We start from the raw sequence: 17,449 nt of genomic DNA, 5'->3' as shown, positions 1-17,449 counted from the left end.
CTACAACAATGAAATATCGGCAACACCTTGCAATAATTCTTGCAAGCGTTGCAAAAGCGCAAGCCTGTTTCGTTTCAATAATTCATCTTCGACCATAACCATCACATGATCAAAAAAGGCATCTACCGGCTCTTTAAGACCAGCTAAAAGTTTTAGTAAAGCTCCATAATCTGCAGCAATATATAAAGTCTCAACTGTTTTAGTAATTTTATTAATGTGTTCAAATAAAGCCCTTTCAGCACCTTCTTCTATAAGCTTCTCGTTAATTTCAATTGTCTTATTGGAATTGCCTGCTTGTGTTAATATATTACCAACCCTTTTACACGCTGCTGACAATGATGCGGCTTCTGGCATGGCTATAAATGCATTTAAGGCAGCGATACGTTTATCCAAATCATATAACCAATCATCCTGGCGAGCACGAACAGCATATATTAAATCTGTACTTACTCCTTGATTTTGGTAATAAGATTGGAGCCTATCAAGAATAAATGGCTTTAATTCATCAATTAAATTCTTGTCTTGAGGCAGTATATCACCATAATTGATCATTGCTTCTTTAATTAAGGTTGATAAATTAAGTGGTGCCGGTATTGAAATTAATAAACGAACAACAGCCAAAGCATGGCGCCGTAACTTAAATGGATCCTTGACTCCAGAGGCTTTTGCCCAATAGCAAAGATGCCTACTAAAGTATCCATGCGATCCGTTAGGGAAAGTGCCTTACCCAAAGAAGATTCAGGTAAATCATCACCCGAGAATCTAGGCATATATTGTTCATTTAAAGCTTTGGCAATAGCCTCATCCTCTCCATCATTAAGAGCATAATAATACCCCATAATTCCTTGCAGTTCAGGGAATTCGCCAACCATTCCGGTCATCAAATCGCATTTACTTAATAAAGCAGCTCTCTCTGCTTTATTAAGCGATAAATCCAGGGCTTGACTTAAATGCTGCATCATTACAATAATTCTCTGTACCTTGTCATACATACTGCCCAGTTTTGCTTGAAAAATAACTTGTTCAGTAGAGGGAATATGTGCACTTAAAGGTTGCTTTTTATCCTGTTTAAAGAAAAATGCCGCATCACTTAGCCTCGCCCTCATTACTTTCTCATTCCCTAATATGACTTGTTCTGGATTAGAACTCACAATATTAGAGATAGTAATAAAATGAGGCAACAACTTACCATCACCGTCCTTTAGAGCAAAGCATTTTTGATGCGATTGCATGGAAGCAATTAATGCTTCAGGAGGAACTTCTAAAAATTCCTCTTCAAAATCTGCCATTAAGGCCTGAGGCCACTCTACTATAGAGGTTACCTCATCAACCAATTCTTCAGGCATAACTGCGAAAGCATCCAGAGATGCTGCTAATTGCTGAACCTGGTTTATAATCGTTTGTCGCCTAGCATGAAAATCAGCAATAACAAAAGCATCTCTCATTTGAGCTTCATAGCTAGTCGCTGATTCTATCTTAATCTCTTGTGGGTGATGAAAGCGGTGCCCTCTGCTGTGATGACCACTTGTAACACCTAGAACGGTATGTTCAAGTACTTTATTCCCATAAAGCATCACTACCCAATGCACTGGCCTGGCAAATTCATCCTCGCCGTCTCCCCATCGCATAGGTTTTGCTATAGGTAAACTCGCCAAAGACTGATTTATCAAGGTAGGAAGCAGATCCTTTGTTTTAGCGCCCTCGTTTTGAGTCTCGAAAACGATCCACTCCCCTTTTTCAGTTTCGATTTTAGTAAGTTTTTCTACAAGAACTCCACATGATTTTGCAAATCCTAATAATGCAGGTGTGGGGTTTCCTTCACTATCATATGCAGTTTTTGCAGCAGGACCACGTCGAGTAACCAGTTGACTTTCTTGTTCTGTCTGCAAATCATAAATAACAACAGCTAAACGTCTTGGTGTTGCAAACTGCTTTACTTCCCCATAACTTAATTGTGCTTTATCTAGCGCAGCCAATAATTGAGCAGAAAGCTCATCGGCTAAGGGCCAAACTGCTCCAGAGGGTAATTCTTCACATCCTAATTCAAAAATAAAATCATTAACCATTACACACCTTTTGCATAGGAAAACCCAAGGCTTCACGCACTTGATAATAAGCTTGAGCCACTGCCCTTGATAAATGTCTTACGCGCAAAATATATCTTTGCCTTTCAGTCACTGAAATAGCCTTACGAGCATCTAACAAATTGAATGAGTGAGAAGCTTTTATTACCATTTCGTAAGCTGGAAGCGGTAACTGCAAAGCAATCAGCTTTTGAGCTTCGCTTTCATAATAATCAAATTGTCTAAATAATTCCTCAACATTAGCTTGTTCAAAGTTATAAGCTGACATCTCTACTTCATTTTGATGGAACACATCACCATAAGTAACAATACCGTTGGTTGTTTTGCACCAAGGTAAATCAAATAAATTATCCACACCTAAAACAAACATGGCGATACGTTCTAAACCATAAGTCAATTCACCAGTTATTGGTTTACATATAAGGCCACCTACTTGTTGAAAATAAGTAAATTGAGACACTTCCATGCCATTTTGCCAGACTTCCCAACCCAATCCCCAAGCACCTAATGTCGGAGACTCCCAATTGTCTTCAACAAAACGGATATCATCAAGTAAAGGATCTACCCCAAGTGCGCGTAATGAATTCAAATATTTATCTTGTATATCAATTGGTGATGGCTTTAATACCACTTGAAATTGATAATAATGTTGAACACGGTTTGGATTTTCCCCATACCGACCATCAGTCGGCCTTCTCGATGGCTGAACATAAGCAGCTGACCATGGTTCAGGACCAATGGCCCGCAAAAAAGTTGCTGGATGAAATGTACCAGCACCAACTTCCAGGTCTAAAGGCTGTAAGATAACGCAACCAAGATCCGCCCAATATTGTTGCAGAGTTAATATAATTTCCTGAAAAGTAGTAGGTTTATTCATGAAAATCTCAAAAAATAACAAATATAAAACTTTAATATATTAGTGTAGGCGATGCGGAATCTAGTGAAATTCAGCACTTATTAGGGCAAAAATCATGTTTTGATCAAACATAATCTCAAACGTGCCATTACCGCGAAGGCGGGAATAGCACATTTTAATCAAATTTCCGAATCTTAGCTATTGGTTAAAATGAATGTTTAATTTCCACCTGCTTTCTTAATCAACTCACGCAGCGATTGCTCACTGGTAGCACCAGGAATAAATGAGGTTTCGCTGCCTTTTTTAAATTGACCATTAGGTGTTGAACCAATTATAAATGCCGGAGTACCCATTAAGTGTAATTTTTCAGCCAAATCCCGATTAGCATCCAATATATCAGTCACTTCCTTACTGTCCATGTCTTTTTTAAGTTTTTCCATATCCAAACCTAAAGATTTGGCAGTATCCATGACAATTTTATCATCCAGGCGCTTATCCAATTTAATCAAAGCATTATGCATGGCTTGATACTTACCTTGCATACCTGCCGCAAGAGCAGCTCTGGAAGCCATATCAGAACTCTTGCCAAAGATGGGGAATTCCTTGTATATCACTCGCAACCCACTATCTTTTTTAACCAGATTTTCAATGGTAGGAGCCATTTTTTTGCAATGAATGCATTGATAATCAAAAAACTCAACTAATGTCACATTTCCTTTTGGATTACCAACTGTTGTCAGCTGGCCTTGAAAAAGTTCATCAGCGTTTTCTTGAATTGCAGATTGAGCTTGCTGTTGCATGTTTTGTTGTTGTTTTTGCTGTAAAGCTTGAGAAGCTTCCAATAAAACTTCTGGATTATTAATTAGATAATCATGAATTACTTTTTCAATTTCTTTTTTTTGGGCATCTGATAAAGAGGAGCTGTTTGTATCTGCTGCCATACTCATGGGTGATACTAATGTAGTAGCTAATGCTCCAGCCGTCAATAAATTTGTAAATTTCACACAATTCCCCTTATTAATAGTTAATTAATAACGCATATTATACTCTACAGATAACTTTATCCGAAATGAGCTTTTCAAATTTAAAAGTATAACAAATTTCCGTTGCCAAACGCACCCTAGCATTCGCGGAGAAAAAATTCAATATTAAAATGCACTTCAGCTGCTTTGTAAAAGTCTCGCAACTACTATAGGCATTCTGTTAAATTGGCATAAGCTAAAACCAACCACTTCACACCATGCTCCCTAAATTTTACCTGAACGCGAGTGTGCGCTCCACTCCCCTCCATAGCCAGAACAACGCCTTGACCAAATTTGGCATGTTGTACATTTCGTCCTATTGCAATACCAGCTGTCTCTTCAGCCACCGGTAATTTATGGCTTGTCGCACCTGGCCTATGAAATCTCGCCTTAATGCGTACTTCATCAAGAAACTGTTGAGGAATTTCACGCAAAAATCGTGATGATCTATGATACTCTTCGCGTCCATATTGTCTTCTGACTTCGGCATAGGACAAAACTAATTTCCGCATGGCTCGCGTCATCCCTACATAACATAACCGGCGTTCCTCTTCCAAACGTCCAGGCTCTTCAATAGATTGTCTTCCAGGAAATACTCCTTCTTCCATACCTACCAAAAATACAATAGGGAACTCAAGTCCCTTAGCAGCATGTAGAGTCATTAAATGAACGGAACGTTCATGCTCATCAGCCTGCAACTCTCCTGATTCTAATGAAGCATGTGCGAGAAATGAATTTACTAAAGGCAGTTCGTCTTCCTCATCAGATTCATAGCGAAATTGCTTAGCAGCATTGATTAGCTCTTGCAGGTTATCCAAACGTGATTCTGATTTATCGCCTTTAATCTTACTAAAATGAGCATACAAACCGCTATGCTGAATAATATCAGAAATCTGTTCATCCAATTCTTTGTTGGTCGTCAACATCTGGAGTTTTTCAATCAAGTCAATAAATTTGGCTAATGCAGAACCAGCCCTTTGCGCCAAACTTCCTGATTGAAATATTTCTTTGGAAGCAACCCATAAAGAGCATTCTTCTGCCTTGGCATAATGACGCAGTTCGTCTAGTGTTTTTTCACCTATGCCACGAGTAGGAAAATTAACTACCCTTTCAAAAGCAGTATCATCGTTTGGATTAACTAATAAACGTAAGTACGCCAAGGTATCCTTAATTTCAGCCCTATCAAAAAACCGTACTCCCCCATATATTCTGTACGCTATGCCTGCGCGTAATAAAGCTTCTTCCAAAACTCGAGACTGAGCATTGGAGCGATATAGGATAGCAATTTCATCAGCACTCACACCTTCATTCAGCTCCATCATGATTCTTTCTATAACAAAACGAGCTTCATCCAATTCATTGAAGGCACTGTATACAAGAATTTTTTCACCTTCACTACCAGAAGTCCATAATTCCTTGCCCATACGAGCGCTGTTATTTATAATTAAAGCGTTTGCCGCATTTAATATGGTGGCAGTTGACCTATAATTCTGCTCCAGCCTTATGATCTGGGTATCTTTAAAGTCACGGACAAATTGCTGAATGTTTTCTACTTTGGCTCCACGCCAACCATAAATGGATTGATCATCATCCCCTACAGCCAAAACAGCCGTATGCTCACCAGCAAGCAAGCGAATCCAGGCATATTGAATTGTGTTTGTGTCTTGAAATTCATCCACTAAAATAGCTTGGAAACGCTCTCGGTAATGAGAAAGAATTTCTTCGTTATTTCTCAACAACTCATGTGTTCGTAATAATAGCTCAGCAAAGTCTATCACTCCTGCAGTTTGGCAGGCTTGTTCATAGGCTTTATAAATAGAAACTAAAGTTTTGGTTGGGCCATAGTGCAATGCATTAATATGTTGGGGGCGCAAGCCTCGTCCTTTTTACCATTAATAAATGATTGAACTTGTTTGACTTGCCACTGCTCTGGATCAAGATTAAGCGAGGTGATAACTCGTTTAATCAGACGTGCCTGATCTTCTGAATCAAGAATATGAAATTGTTCAGGAAGATGAGCTTCCTTATAATGACGACGTAATAAACGATGACACAAACCATGAAACGTACCGACCCACAAACCAAGAATGGAAGTAGAAAGCATGCTATTTAACCTTGTCCTCATTTCTCCAGCTGCTTTATTTGTAAATGTGACAGCCAAAATGGCATGAGGAGAAATATGCCGCTCTTCTATTAACCACGCAATGCGGCTTACTAATACTCGTGTTTTACCACTGCCAGCACCTGCCAAAACTAGCATATTACCTAAAGGAGAAGTCACTGCCTCCTGCTGCCTTTCATTTAATCCTTTGAGAAGTATTGCCATGGTCATAAAAATATTTCCAACAGAAAAAGTGCCTGTATTATCTTTAAATTTAATTTTTAAAGCAAAGGCTTAATTTGCCGACAAGGAAATGATTAAATATCCATAAATATTGCGTAATGATCTGAGAAAATCTGTCCAAGTATTGCTTTCAAAGTAATCAAAGCGCAAAATACGGTTTAAAAAAAATTTAATTTCAGTATTATTATAATACAAAGACATGATGATAAAGGACTAAAATGCATAACCTCTACCCGGCAATTAAACCCTATACACAACACGAATTAAAGGTTAGTAAACTGCATACGCTTTATCTAGAAGAAACCGGGAATCCTGAAGGCATACCCGTCATTGTACTGCATCATGGACCAGGCGCCGGAGCAGATCCGCATATGAGGCGTTTTTTTGATCCTCAGCGATATCGGATTATACTCTTTGATCAACGCGGTTGTGGACGATCAACACCTCATCTAGAAATTAATGAGAACAACACACAGCTCCTAATGGACGATATTGATTCCATTAGAGATTATCTAAGCATAAGAGAATTTGTATTATTTGGTGGAGGCTGGGGTTCACTATTGGCATTGCTCTATGCACAAAAATTTCCCCAACAAATTAAAGCACTACTCCTTCATCAAATATTTTTAGGTCGCCCCAAAGACATCGAGTGGTTCTATAAATTTGGTGCCAATTTAGTTTACCCTGACTATTGGGAAGAGTTTATTAACTCTGTTCCAGAAAATAAGCTTTCTAATATTCCACAATACTATGCTGAATGTTTACAAGGAACAAATGAATTAGCGCGAATGGCTGCTGCAAAAAATTGGGCACTTTGGCAAGCCAGATGCAGTAGCCTACAGCCTCATTTATACGTTATAGATCAGTACAGTGATCCACACTTCGCCCTAGCCTTAGCGACACTAGAATCTTATTACGTTATCAATCATTACTTTATTGAAGAAAATCAGGTTATGGCTAATGTCCATAAAATAAGACATATACCCACCTATATTGTACATGGTCGTTTTGATTTGGTTAGCCCTTTAGCTAGTGCTTGGGAGTTACATCAGGCTATACCTGCTTCCAATCTTAGAATTGTCAGAGACGCTGGTCATTCGGATAGAGAATCAGGAATTATTGATGCTATTATTTATGCCAGCAAGGAAATTTCAAAACAGGGTCTCGATGCATGTTAACTGTTGTCCAACGAGTTAAAGATGCCAGAGTGGATATACATGGTCAAACGGTTGGTAAAATAAACCACGGTTTACTGATACTATGTGGATTCGAACCTAATGATGCATTAGAAAATATCCATCGTATGTTAGATAAAATCATCAATTATCGTATCTTTGAAGACTCTAACGGGAAAATGAACCTAAGCCTAAAAGATGTCAATGGCGGATTACTATTGGTGCCCCAGTTTACGCTATTGGCAGATACTCAAAAAGGGCTGCGTCCGAGTTTTTCAAATGCTGCTCCACCAGAACTAGGTCGGCAGCTTTTTGATAATTTATTAACCCTTGCCCAACAGCGTTATCCAAATACCCAAAACGGATGTTTGGTGCTAACATGCAAGTCTATTTGTGTAATGATGGTCCAGTCACCTTTTTGTTGCAGTTTTAAACCCAGCTCTTGTATAAAAATTTTATTTATCTTCCAGTCCCCTTTCACTAGTTTGCAAGAACTTCAAACTGGTGTAACATCGTCTTAAGTATCTAATAAATAGAATAATTATGCGCTTAATTTTAATGTTTGCTGGTATGGTAGGATCCTTTATATTAACAAGTTGTGCGCATAAAGGAACTAATCCAATAGATCCCTTCGAACCCTTCAACCGAAAGATTCATAACTTCAATATGGCGTTTGATTCCACCGTATTGAAGCCTCCTGCCAAACTTTATGTCGCTGTTGTACCAAAAATCGTACGAAAAGGCGTAAACAATGCATTCAATAATCTGGACATGTTCCCCACAATTGCTAATGATATACTGCAAGCAGAAGGGAAATGGGTAATTAAAGACTCCTGGCGCCTGGTTATTAATTCAACTATTGGAGTTGGTGGATTATTTGATGTAGCAGAAAAATTTGGTCTTCCTCCCCATTATAATGATTTAGGCCTAACACTCGCCAAATGGGGAGATAAAAACTCACCTTATCTGGTAATACCCTTTTTAGGTCCCAGCACTCTTCGCGATGGTGCAGGCTGGTTATTCCAATTTGCTTTATGGACTCCCTATGTTTACATTGACGATGCGGGCTTGGTTTACGGATTGATTGGATTACGTTATATTGATTTAAGAACACAATTATTCGCCTCAGAACCTATACTAAATGAAGCCCTAGATAAATATACTTTTATCAGAGACGCCTACTTGCAACATAGAAATTATCTTATTGCAGGCACAGAACAAAATACAGGCTCACTTTTTATAGAGGACACCAAAGCAGACAAAGTAGCAAGAGAAGAAACTAACGCGTCTAATGACCAATTAGGCTCTGACTATGTTGATGAATAAAAAAGCCTCCTCACGCTGTATCGTCGGAATGCCATATTTGGCCCGTCTTGAATTAAAACTGGACACAACTCTGGCATTCCACCAAGATTCAAGTTATGCCCCTGAACGATTACTAGAGAATTTAAAAATAGTCTGTAGGTTGGTGCATTTTCAACGATTACAGTTTTTACAATCAATTCCGCAATTGTTCAAGGCATCGTAAATAATCACCAGCTATATCCAAACCTGTCTCAGCAGCAATTTCCTGAATACAAGTTGGGCTAGTCACATTAATTTCTGTTAAATAGTCTCCAATAACATCTATACCTACAAAATACAGTCCTTTTTCTTTTAGAACTGGGGCTATTTGTTCACAAATCCACTTATCCCTTGCAGTGATAGGTACTACTTCCCCTTTTGCTCCTGCAGCTAAATTCCCTCGAAGATCGCCTTTTGCTGGGACACGAGCTAGAGCAAAAGGAACAGGCTCTCCATTGATTAAAAGAATGCGTTTGTCGCCCGTTTGAGTTATTTCAGGAATATAGCGCTGAGCCATAATGCATTTTGTTTGACCTTTGGTTAATACTTCCAAAATAACTGCCAAATTTTTACCTTCTTTATCAACATAAAAAACAGAATTACCCCCCATCCCTTCCAGAGGTTTAAAAATAACTTCTCGGTGATCCTGCCAAAATTCTCTTAATTGCTTGGTATCCCTCGACACTAAAGTTGGAGGACAACATTGAGAAAAATTCAATGTGAAAAATTTCTCATTCGCATCACGCAAGCTTTGAGGTTTATTCGCAACTAATGCTCCACCCTGCTCGGCTAAGTCTAAAGCATAGGTTGAATAAATATACTCCATATCAAATGGTGGATCTTTGCGCATAAGAATAATATCGAAATCACCTAATGATTTTTTGCCTAAATCGCTGGTTTTAACCCAATCCGTACTGCGTTCATCCCCGATGTTAATACTATGAGCATAAGCATAAGCTTGCCCATTACTACAAAACAACTCATTTTGAGTGAAATAAGAACAAGACCATCCCAATCTCTGGGCACTTTTAATCATAGCTACCGTAGAGTCTTTATAAGGCTTTATGTATTGTAAGGGATCCATAAGCACTGCAAGTTTCATTATTCACCTCCGATTGCAGCAATTTCTCTTGCAGCAGCCAATGCAGCTAATCGAGCAATGACTCCATATACATAAAAACGATTAGGACATTCCACTGCTCCCAAATCATCACGTGGCATATTACAAGCTTGTGCAAAAGCTAGCGGTTCAAAATGCATTCCAGGTGCATTGAGATTTTCATCAATTCCTCTACCCTGGTGAACGCGGTAAAAACCACCAACTACAAATTGCCCGATCATATAGACAACAGGTTCTGCAACAGCGCCATCAGGCATCGTTTCAAAAGTATAAACGCCTTCCTGAACAATGACTCTATCCACTTTTTTACTACCTTTACTGGTAGACATCCTGGTGCGTTGCTTCCTGTTTAATTGCCGAATTTCATTTCCACTATGCACCATCATCACACTCATACCATAAGTGCCATTATCAGCTTTTACTACAGCAAAAGGTTTATCTTTTATCCCGTAAGTCGCATATTTATCATGGATTAGAGATAATATTTTCTCTACCTCCTGAGCAAGCTGCTCAACTCCTTCCTGAGCCATAAAATCAATCCCTTCTATTGCACTGAAATAAGGATTGATTAACCATGAATCGATGCCAACTACTTCAGAAAACTCATTTGCCACCTCTTCAAAAAATTGGAAATGACTGGATTTTAAACGAGAGGTCCAACCTAACTTCGCTGTAGGTCTAATGCGCTGTTGTACATTCTGTAGTATGTCGGGAACGCCAGAAGACAAATCATTATTTAAAAGCAAAAGACAAGGGTTAAAATTATCCAAACCTACCTTGTCACCCTGTCTTTGCAAAGGCTCAATTAATAAAGCTTCCCCTTGTTCAAGCTGTATTTCTTTTGGCTCTTTAGCCTCTGGATCCAAACTACCAATTCTAACGATAAAACCAGCCTTAGCAAAAATAGTTTTTAAGACACTTAGGCTACGTAAATAAAATTTATTTCGGGTATGACTTTCAGGAAGAATTAAAATTTTAGTGCAATCCGGGATGTATTCTACCAATGCCGATTGGGCAGCCTGTATACATAAAGGCAAAAATTCTGGATTCAAATTATTAAAGCCGGCGGGAAACAAATTGGTATCCACAGGAGCTATTTTAAAACCTGCATGGCGTAAATCAACAGATGAGGTCAAGGGAGCAGGCGTTTCTTGCCACTTTTTTCTAAACCAGGATTCTATTTCTGCAAGCTTATTTAAAATCATTTTTTCCACATGATGCAAAGGACCAGAATGAGCAGTGGTCAGATGTGGAACTGGGGTTTCATTCGCGTTCATCCAAACTCCCTAAATTTTAAAATAAATCGATGTTACCTATGTTATTCATAAAATGAAAGTATTAATACTTTTTAAAAATTACTACAGATATTTAAATAGTATCGTTATTTTTCACTTAAAATGGCATAATCACTAAAAATTCGCAAAAGTATCTTATATGCTTGACCTGAAAACCATTAAAGCCACTTTGTTGCTTATACTTTTAGGATTCATTTGGGGTTCGGGCTACACTTTGGCAAAATTTGCAATGACCAATGGCGTTACTCCTTTGGGTTATGCTTTTTGGCAATCATTGGGGCCAGCAATATTATTAACTTTTATCAGCTTTCTTACCAAACAAACACCCTTACTACACCCTGCTTATTGGCCTTATTTTTTTATTTGCGGATTAATAGGCATCGCAATCCCAAATACCAATATGTATTTTATTGCAAACCACATTCCTTCTGGCTTATTAGCCGTTCTGGTCAATACTGTTCCTTTATTAGTCTATCCCTTAGCTCTGCTGTCTGGTCAAGAAAAACTTGATCGATGGCGATTTTCGGCATTAATACTTGGTATGACAGGTATACTTGCAATCATAGGAATAAATACAGCTGGAATTTATTCCAGTTGGACCATTCTAGCAATGCTTAGCCCTATTGGATTTGCTCTGTGCTCAATTTATATTGGAGCCAGGCAACCTAAAGAAATTAATGCACTACAAGCTGCTAGCGGAATGTTACTGGCCGCTTCATTTTTGCTGATACCTCTTGTCCTCAATCAGAAAGCCTTTTATCCTCTCTCAACCCCTCTGACTCTTGTAAAACAAATCGTCATCTTAGAGATAATATTATCCAGTTTAGGGTATTTACTCTTTTTTATTCTAATTCGTATGGCAGGACCGGTTTTTTATAGTCTAACTGGTGGGGTTGTTGCTTTGACGGGTTTATTCTGGGGATACTTGGTTTTTGATGAAACACCAACCGTTCTTCAGGGTATCGCAATCGCTTTAGTGGTTTCCGCTATTTTTCTGTTATCATGGAGACAGTCGCGACAAACACAAGGGGAATGACTGATGCTTAATCAATTAGCAGAACAATTCAATACTCAAATCCAAACGTTTTTTTATTTAATTATGTTAATTAATGGATTACTGCATGTCATTTTTGCTGGTGCCGTAGCTCGCGATGCAGGCAGTCTTTATAAAGTTGGTCAAAAAACTGTTTTAGTTTCTGCTCCTACTTGGGCATTTGCCACATTAATTGGAGGAGTAATTACCGCGACCATATACTGGATACTTCATCACTCTACCTTAACTAGACCTACTGTGAGAGAAATACATTATGATAAGGGATAAAATCAATACCATCAATGTTCATGAGTTGAAAGATCTAATGGAAAATCAAACCAATTGGCATTTGATCGATGTACGTGAATTGGATGAATGGGAAAGTATGCATATACGAGGAGCACTCCATATTCCCAAAGACTGCATTTCATTCGAAATTGAAAATAAAATACCTGATAAAAGCCGACCAATTTATTTGCATTGCAAAAGTGGAGTAAGATCCCTGTATGCTGCCCAATGCTTGATAGACTTAGGATATTTAGAAGTTTATTCTGTTGAGGGCGGAATTATGGCTTGGGCTACGAGTGGTTATCCTGTGGAACAGGAATCCTACACCACTCCTTAAGCTGAATCTTCTGCACATTTCAGGAAACCCAGTCCAGAGCTGCTCTCCAAAGTCCCGCTGCTTGTCAGGGGGATCCAGAGTACTACTAAAATACTGGACCCAGCAAGCAGTTGCGGAACCTTGGAGCAAGAGGGAGCTATTCGCTTATAAAACAGGAGCCTTAGAGTCCTCATGAGGTTTATTGCTTTCCTCTTTGCTTGACGAACCACCAAAAAACCAACTGCTTTTTGTGGCTTTTGGTTTTTGTTGTTGCAAATGCAGCTTTTCAGCCTCTTCAATAATTTTCAGCTTTAACTCAGACACTTTTTGAACTAAATCACGAATATCCTTAACAGCCGAATATTTTTCAATTGCGAAAGACTGTTCTACTAAATAACCTTTTATTGGATCAGCATTGTTATAAACGTTAGTACGCAAAAACTCCTCTAATGCAAAGTACATTGCATACAAATCTTGATCATTAGGGCTGTTATTTTTAGTTAAATCAAGTGATGTAGTAAGTGAATTATAGAAATTGCTTCTTTCCGGAGAGATCCATCCATAACTTATAGCAATTTGTTCACGAATATAATAGGCAAACGCATTTAATACACGAGCTTTTTCTTCATTTGGCAGGGATGACTTATCCAGTAAATCCATGGTTTTTAATAAAACCATTACTTGAGGTTGTCTCTCTTCAGAAACCTCTTTTACTGAGTCTTCTAATTTGTCAGGGTTTATTTTAGCTTTTTTGTTATTAGATTTGATTAATGTGATAATACTTTCTTTGATACGTTTTTGTAATAGATCATATGCGACTAATTCAAAAGACATCTTATTTTCTCCTTAAACTCCATGAACAGGACTGATGAAATAATTTCATCGGAGGTCAGTTTAAACTAATTATTTCTTTTCGTCATGCTTTTTCTTTTTACTATCTAATTAATTTTCAATCTATTGATTTTAATAAAAAATTGAGTAGGTGTAGCAAAAGGGACCTGCTATACAAGATGTCTATTGTTTTTATGAAACATTTGATTTAACTTACCCATCAATTTACATCAGAAAATGGGGCGAAATGAAAAAACTAGCTTGTGGCATTCTTCTTTTCTTATATACTTTAATTTGCTATGCAAATTCCTGTCAGCCAAAGTTGATTTTACAAATAGTTATTGACCAATTGAGAGGTGATTTAATTTATCGCCATCACAAACAATTTGGCCCTTCAGGCTTTAACTATTTGTTAAGTCACGGGATAGACTATCATAATGCCCATCACCCTCATGCTAATACCACAACTTGTGTAGGTCATAGCACCATCGCAACAGGTAGCTTCCCTTCCTTGCATGGCGTTATTGATAATGATTGGTATGATAGAAAAACAAAACAAATAAAATATTGTATGGAGGACTTGCAAGTCAAAATTTTGCCTACCGTACATACACGCACCGAAATCCCAGGTCGTTCCCCTCACAACTTAAAAGCCTCTACATCAAGTGACGAGATCATTTTGGCGAAAAAAGGCAGGGCGTTCGCTGTCTCCTTAAAAGATAGGGCAGCAATCACTTTAGCAGGGCATGCCGGCAAAGCCTTTTGGTTCGATAAAACTAATGGGGGGTTTATTACAACCAATTATTACTATTCAGATTATCCATCATGGGTAGTAAACTGGAACAAAAACTATCAGCCTAAAGAATTTGACTGGACCCTTAGTCATCCAAAATCTTTTTATCAAAACGCAGACACCCCTCCATTTCGTCATAATTACGGTAATTTCGGTCAAACATTTCCTCATCATGTGATAAATCCGCCCTCCGAGGCCTATTTTAAGGCTCTTTCAAGAACACCGAAAGCAGATGAGCTGACTGCCAATTTTGCACAACAATTATTAATTCATGAAAAATTAGGACAAACAGCCGACCAAACTGATTACCTGGCAGTTAGCTTTTCCGCAGTAGATGCCATTGGCCATCAATTTGGACCTAACAGCTTGGAAGCCGAAGACAATTTAATAACTCTGGATAATACATTAAGCGATTTCTTTAAGATCATAGATAAAGAAGTCGGCTTAAACAATACGCTAATTATACTTACTGCTGACCATGGTGTTAGTGACGGTCCTGCTTACCTTAAAGCTCATAAAATATCTGAAATAAAACCAATTAATCTAAGAGCTACCGAGCAATCCATCAAAGGATTATTGAAGAAACGATACAATCTGCCACCCCAAACCTTAATGTCAATAACCCCTCCTTTCATATATTTTGATCACCAAATTATAAAGGATAAGCAATTAAATGTTGCAGAAATCAGCCAATACATTGCGGAAGAAATAAGTCACTTTCCAGGAGTATTTAGAGCCTATCCATTACCATTACAAGATGTTGAAAAAGATTGGCTCAGCTCCAAAGTTGGTCGCATGTCATACACTTATCGCGCAGGCGATGTCTATCTGGTACAACCACCTTATCAAAGTAATGGAGCTAAAAGCGAAGACCGCGTTAATCATGGCAGCCCATGGCAATACGATACTTATGTACCACTATTATTTGCTCATCCAAGCTTAAAACCAAAATTTATATTTCGGCAGGTATCTACAACAGATATTGCCCCAACGTTATCTTCGTTGTTATTGATTAAACAACCTTCTGCAAGCGTTGGGCAACCTCTATTTGAAGTGTTAGATATCTTGCATAAGGCAGGAGAGAATGATTGAATTCTAACTAAAAAAACTTTACTATTCGTACAAAATTTTTAATTAAAATATTATGATAAAGCCAGCAATTATTATTGGGATTTCCGGCCCTTCAGCATCCGGGAAAAGTCTGTTAGCAAATACTATAGTCAATGAACTGGGCTCAGAACAGGTTGTCGTTATCTCTGAGGATGCCTATTATAAAGACAACGGGCACTTGCCTTTTTCTCAAAGAGAAAAAATAAATTACGACCATCCTGACTCCTTTGACCATACACTGCTTTATGATCATCTTCGCCAGTTAAGGCTTGGTAATTCAGTTGAAATTCCAATATATTCCCACTCCAAACATCTGCGTTTACCTGAAACGCGAACTGTAGGTAAACATGCCATCATTGTATTGGAAGGAATTCTTCTTTTTAGCGATAAAGCCCTTCGAGAAATTATGGACATTCGAATTTTTATGTCAACTCCTCTTGATGTATGCTTAACCCGACGTCTAAAACGAGATGTAGTAGAAAGACATCGATCGTTTGAGTCAGTGATTCATCAATATGAAACCACTGTCCGTCCCATGTACCTACAGTTTATTGAACCATCAAGTCGCTATGCTGATTTAATCGTGCCTAGAGGTGGAGAAAATAGGATTGCCATAGAGATGATTCAGGCTAAAATGCGCGAATTATTAGCTTCTCACACTAGAGGCAACTGATAATTTGATTAATGTTTTGAAATGAGAGGAGATACTACTGTGGGATTTTTAGCTGGGAAAAAAGCGCTTATTGTTGGGCTAGCAAGCAATCGATCCATTGCATATGGTATAGCTAAAGCATTCCATGCTCAAGGAGCAGAACTCGCTTTTACTTACCAAAACGAAAAATTACAATCACGTGTAGAAACAATGGCTGCTGAGTTTAATTCAACTCTGACCTTCCCTTGTGATGTTGCAAATGATGAAGAAATTAAATCTGTCTTTAACAATTTACATAACCATTGGGATAAATTAGATATTTTGGTTCATTCCGTAGCCTATGCTCCAGCAGATCAGATCAGTGGTGATTTTCTTGAATGTGCGAACAGAGAAGGATTTAGAATAGCCCATGATATTAGTGCCTATAGTCTAATAGGACTATCTCAAGCAGCATTACCCATGATGGTGGGGACTCAAGGTTCTATTATGACATTAAGTTATTATGGCGCAGAGAAAGCAGTACCAAACTATAATGTAATGGGGGTCGCAAAAGCAAGCTTAGAAGCTTCTGTACGATATCTTGCAGCAAGTTTAGGTTCGAGAGGATTACGAATCAATGCTATCTCAGCTGGCCCCATTAAAACCCTAGCTGCAGCAGGGATTAAAGATTTTCGTAAGATTCACGCGGCTTATGCTAACATCACGCCTCTACAGAGAAATGTAACTGCCGATGAAGTTGGCAATACTGCAGCGTTCTTATGTTCCGATCTGGCTTCAGGCATTACTGGAGAAGTAGTGCATGTCGATGCTGGGTATCATGCTGTGTCAGCAATGAGTGAATTAGGATAATTTTTTACCCCATATAGGTGGGGCCCTAAGCAAAACAGAGCCCGTTTTCGCTTCTCTTTAACTTGTTATACTGTACAATAGTAACAAGATTCTATTAAATCATATTTTCTTCTAGACAATAGGTCACCCCTAATATAGGGGTGACCTATTGCATGCGTTTCCTTAAAGAAAGGGTAAACCTGGATTTCCGAATGTACCAGGCCCCTTACCGTTTGGTCATAAAACCATATAAAATTTAAATAATTTTTGTTGACAAGAGGTTTTTATATGCCGAGAAAATTGCTATAAGGATTCAAAAGATAACACATTGATTTTATGACTGATTTAACGAAAGTTA

The 17,449-nt window shown here is 38.3% G+C and carries 13 protein-coding genes and 3 pseudogenes; 9 read left to right on the top strand and 7 right to left on the bottom strand.

Features of this window, described 5'->3' with window-relative positions; translation table 11 throughout:
• The 4 genes and pseudogenes from glyS to uvrD form a co-directional block, all read right to left on the bottom strand.
• Positions 1–2,066: pseudogene (gene glyS, locus OK13_RS05265) on the bottom strand (glycine--tRNA ligase subunit beta).
• Positions 2,059–2,961 carry a glycine--tRNA ligase subunit alpha gene (glyQ, locus tag OK13_RS05260; protein ID WP_035888521.1) on the bottom strand — a complete coding sequence of 301 codons (903 nt, stop codon included), beginning with the start codon at positions 2,959–2,961 and terminating at the stop codon, positions 2,059–2,061. The pseudogene glyS and the gene glyQ overlap by 8 nt, the downstream one beginning before the upstream one ends.
• Positions 2,962–3,158: 197 nt before the next feature.
• Positions 3,159–3,944 (bottom strand): DsbA family protein, encoded by a 786-nt coding sequence (locus OK13_RS05255; RefSeq protein WP_035888520.1) that lies wholly within the window; start codon positions 3,942–3,944, stop codon positions 3,159–3,161.
• Positions 3,945–4,129: 185 nt separating this feature from the next.
• Positions 4,130–6,294, bottom strand: a pseudogene (uvrD, locus tag OK13_RS05250) (DNA helicase II).
• A gap of 230 nt (positions 6,295–6,524) precedes the next feature.
• Between uvrD and pip the strand changes: the two are divergent.
• The 3 genes and pseudogenes from pip (at position 6,525) to OK13_RS05235 (ending at position 8,807) form a co-directional block, all read left to right on the top strand.
• Positions 6,525–7,484 (top strand): prolyl aminopeptidase, encoded by a 960-nt coding sequence (gene pip / locus OK13_RS05245; protein WP_035888518.1) that lies wholly within the window; start codon positions 6,525–6,527, stop codon positions 7,482–7,484.
• A pseudogene (dtd, locus tag OK13_RS05240) lies at positions 7,478–7,914 on the top strand (D-aminoacyl-tRNA deacylase). Before pip ends, dtd begins: the two are co-directional and overlap by 7 nt.
• A 110-nt stretch (positions 7,915–8,024) precedes the next feature.
• Entirely contained in the window at positions 8,025–8,807 is a 783-nt protein-coding gene (locus OK13_RS05235) for an MlaA family lipoprotein (protein WP_035888516.1), read from the top strand.
• A gap of 172 nt (positions 8,808–8,979) precedes the next feature.
• On the opposite strand, the gene gshB is transcribed toward OK13_RS05235, so the two are convergent.
• Entirely contained in the window at positions 8,980–9,927 is a 948-nt protein-coding gene (gene gshB, locus OK13_RS05230; protein ID WP_035888515.1) for a glutathione synthase, read from the bottom strand.
• Positions 9,927–11,222, bottom strand: coding sequence for a glutamate--cysteine ligase (gene gshA / locus OK13_RS05225; protein WP_035888511.1), 1,296 nt, complete (start codon positions 11,220–11,222; stop codon positions 9,927–9,929). The genes gshB and gshA overlap by 1 nt, the downstream gene beginning before the upstream one ends.
• Before the next feature lie 157 nt (positions 11,223–11,379).
• Here gshA and OK13_RS05220 point away from each other — a divergent pair, with 157 nt between their 5' ends.
• From OK13_RS05220 to OK13_RS05210, 3 genes are read left to right on the top strand one after another with little or no spacing between them, the layout of a single operon-like run.
• Positions 11,380–12,276 carry a DMT family transporter gene (locus tag OK13_RS05220; RefSeq protein ID WP_035888510.1) on the top strand — a complete coding sequence of 299 codons (897 nt, stop codon included), beginning with the start codon at positions 11,380–11,382 and terminating at the stop codon, positions 12,274–12,276.
• Positions 12,277–12,279: 3 nt separating this feature from the next.
• Positions 12,280–12,561: a hypothetical protein gene (locus OK13_RS05215; RefSeq protein WP_035888508.1), complete on the top strand. Its 282-nt coding sequence runs from the start codon at positions 12,280–12,282 to the stop codon at positions 12,559–12,561.
• Positions 12,548–12,898 (top strand): rhodanese-like domain-containing protein, encoded by a 351-nt coding sequence (locus OK13_RS05210; RefSeq protein ID WP_035888505.1) that lies wholly within the window; start codon positions 12,548–12,550, stop codon positions 12,896–12,898. Before OK13_RS05215 ends, OK13_RS05210 begins: the two co-directional genes overlap by 14 nt.
• A gap of 144 nt (positions 12,899–13,042) precedes the next feature.
• Here the strand turns inward: OK13_RS05210 and OK13_RS05205 are convergent, their stop codons facing one another.
• Positions 13,043–13,711: a hypothetical protein gene (locus OK13_RS05205; RefSeq protein WP_052117577.1), complete on the bottom strand. Its 669-nt coding sequence runs from the start codon at positions 13,709–13,711 to the stop codon at positions 13,043–13,045.
• A 244-nt stretch (positions 13,712–13,955) separates the two neighbouring features.
• On the opposite strand from OK13_RS05205, the gene OK13_RS05200 reads away from it, so the two are divergent.
• Genes OK13_RS05200 through OK13_RS05190 form a run of 3 tightly spaced genes read left to right on the top strand, consistent with a single transcriptional unit; the run spans position 13,956 to position 17,112 of the window.
• Positions 13,956–15,593 (top strand): alkaline phosphatase family protein, encoded by a 1,638-nt coding sequence (locus tag OK13_RS05200; protein ID WP_035888503.1) that lies wholly within the window; start codon positions 13,956–13,958, stop codon positions 15,591–15,593.
• A gap of 52 nt (positions 15,594–15,645) precedes the next feature.
• On the top strand, positions 15,646–16,284 hold the full coding sequence (udk, locus tag OK13_RS05195) for a uridine kinase (RefSeq protein WP_035888492.1): 639 nt from the start codon (positions 15,646–15,648) through the stop codon (positions 16,282–16,284).
• Positions 16,285–16,305: 21 nt separating this feature from the next.
• Positions 16,306–17,112 (top strand): enoyl-ACP reductase FabI, encoded by an 807-nt coding sequence (locus tag OK13_RS05190; RefSeq protein WP_152571586.1) that lies wholly within the window; start codon positions 16,306–16,308, stop codon positions 17,110–17,112.
• Positions 17,113–17,449 lie beyond the last annotated feature (337 nt).

Origin of the sequence: Legionella norrlandica (assembly GCF_000770585.1) — a bacterium.
GTDB classification, from domain to species: domain Bacteria; phylum Pseudomonadota; class Gammaproteobacteria; order Legionellales; family Legionellaceae; genus Legionella; species Legionella norrlandica.
The sequence above is the reverse complement of the archived record's forward strand: the minus strand, read 5'-3'. Positions and strand labels throughout refer to the sequence as shown.

Excerpts from the sequence above, each read along its gene's own strand:
- glyQ (WP_035888521.1), bottom strand. The coding sequence starts at position 2,961 with ATGAATAAACCTACTACTTTTCAGGAAATTATATTAACTCTGCAACAA.
- pip (WP_035888518.1), top strand. The coding sequence starts at position 6,525 with ATGCATAACCTCTACCCGGCAATTAAACCCTATACACAACACGAATTA.
- OK13_RS05235 (WP_035888516.1), top strand. The coding sequence starts at position 8,025 with ATGCGCTTAATTTTAATGTTTGCTGGTATGGTAGGATCCTTTATATTA.
- gshB (WP_035888515.1), bottom strand. The coding sequence starts at position 9,927 with ATGAAACTTGCAGTGCTTATGGATCCCTTACAATACATAAAGCCTTAT.
- gshA (WP_035888511.1), bottom strand. The coding sequence starts at position 11,222 with ATGAACGCGAATGAAACCCCAGTTCCACATCTGACCACTGCTCATTCT.
- OK13_RS05220 (WP_035888510.1), top strand. The coding sequence starts at position 11,380 with ATGCTTGACCTGAAAACCATTAAAGCCACTTTGTTGCTTATACTTTTA.
- OK13_RS05215 (WP_035888508.1), top strand. The coding sequence starts at position 12,280 with ATGCTTAATCAATTAGCAGAACAATTCAATACTCAAATCCAAACGTTT.
- OK13_RS05210 (WP_035888505.1), top strand. The coding sequence starts at position 12,548 with ATGATAAGGGATAAAATCAATACCATCAATGTTCATGAGTTGAAAGAT.
- OK13_RS05205 (WP_052117577.1), bottom strand. The coding sequence starts at position 13,711 with ATGTCTTTTGAATTAGTCGCATATGATCTATTACAAAAACGTATCAAA.
- OK13_RS05200 (WP_035888503.1), top strand. The coding sequence starts at position 13,956 with ATGAAAAAACTAGCTTGTGGCATTCTTCTTTTCTTATATACTTTAATT.
- udk (WP_035888492.1), top strand. The coding sequence starts at position 15,646 with ATGATAAAGCCAGCAATTATTATTGGGATTTCCGGCCCTTCAGCATCC.
- OK13_RS05190 (WP_152571586.1), top strand. The coding sequence starts at position 16,306 with ATGAGAGGAGATACTACTGTGGGATTTTTAGCTGGGAAAAAAGCGCTT.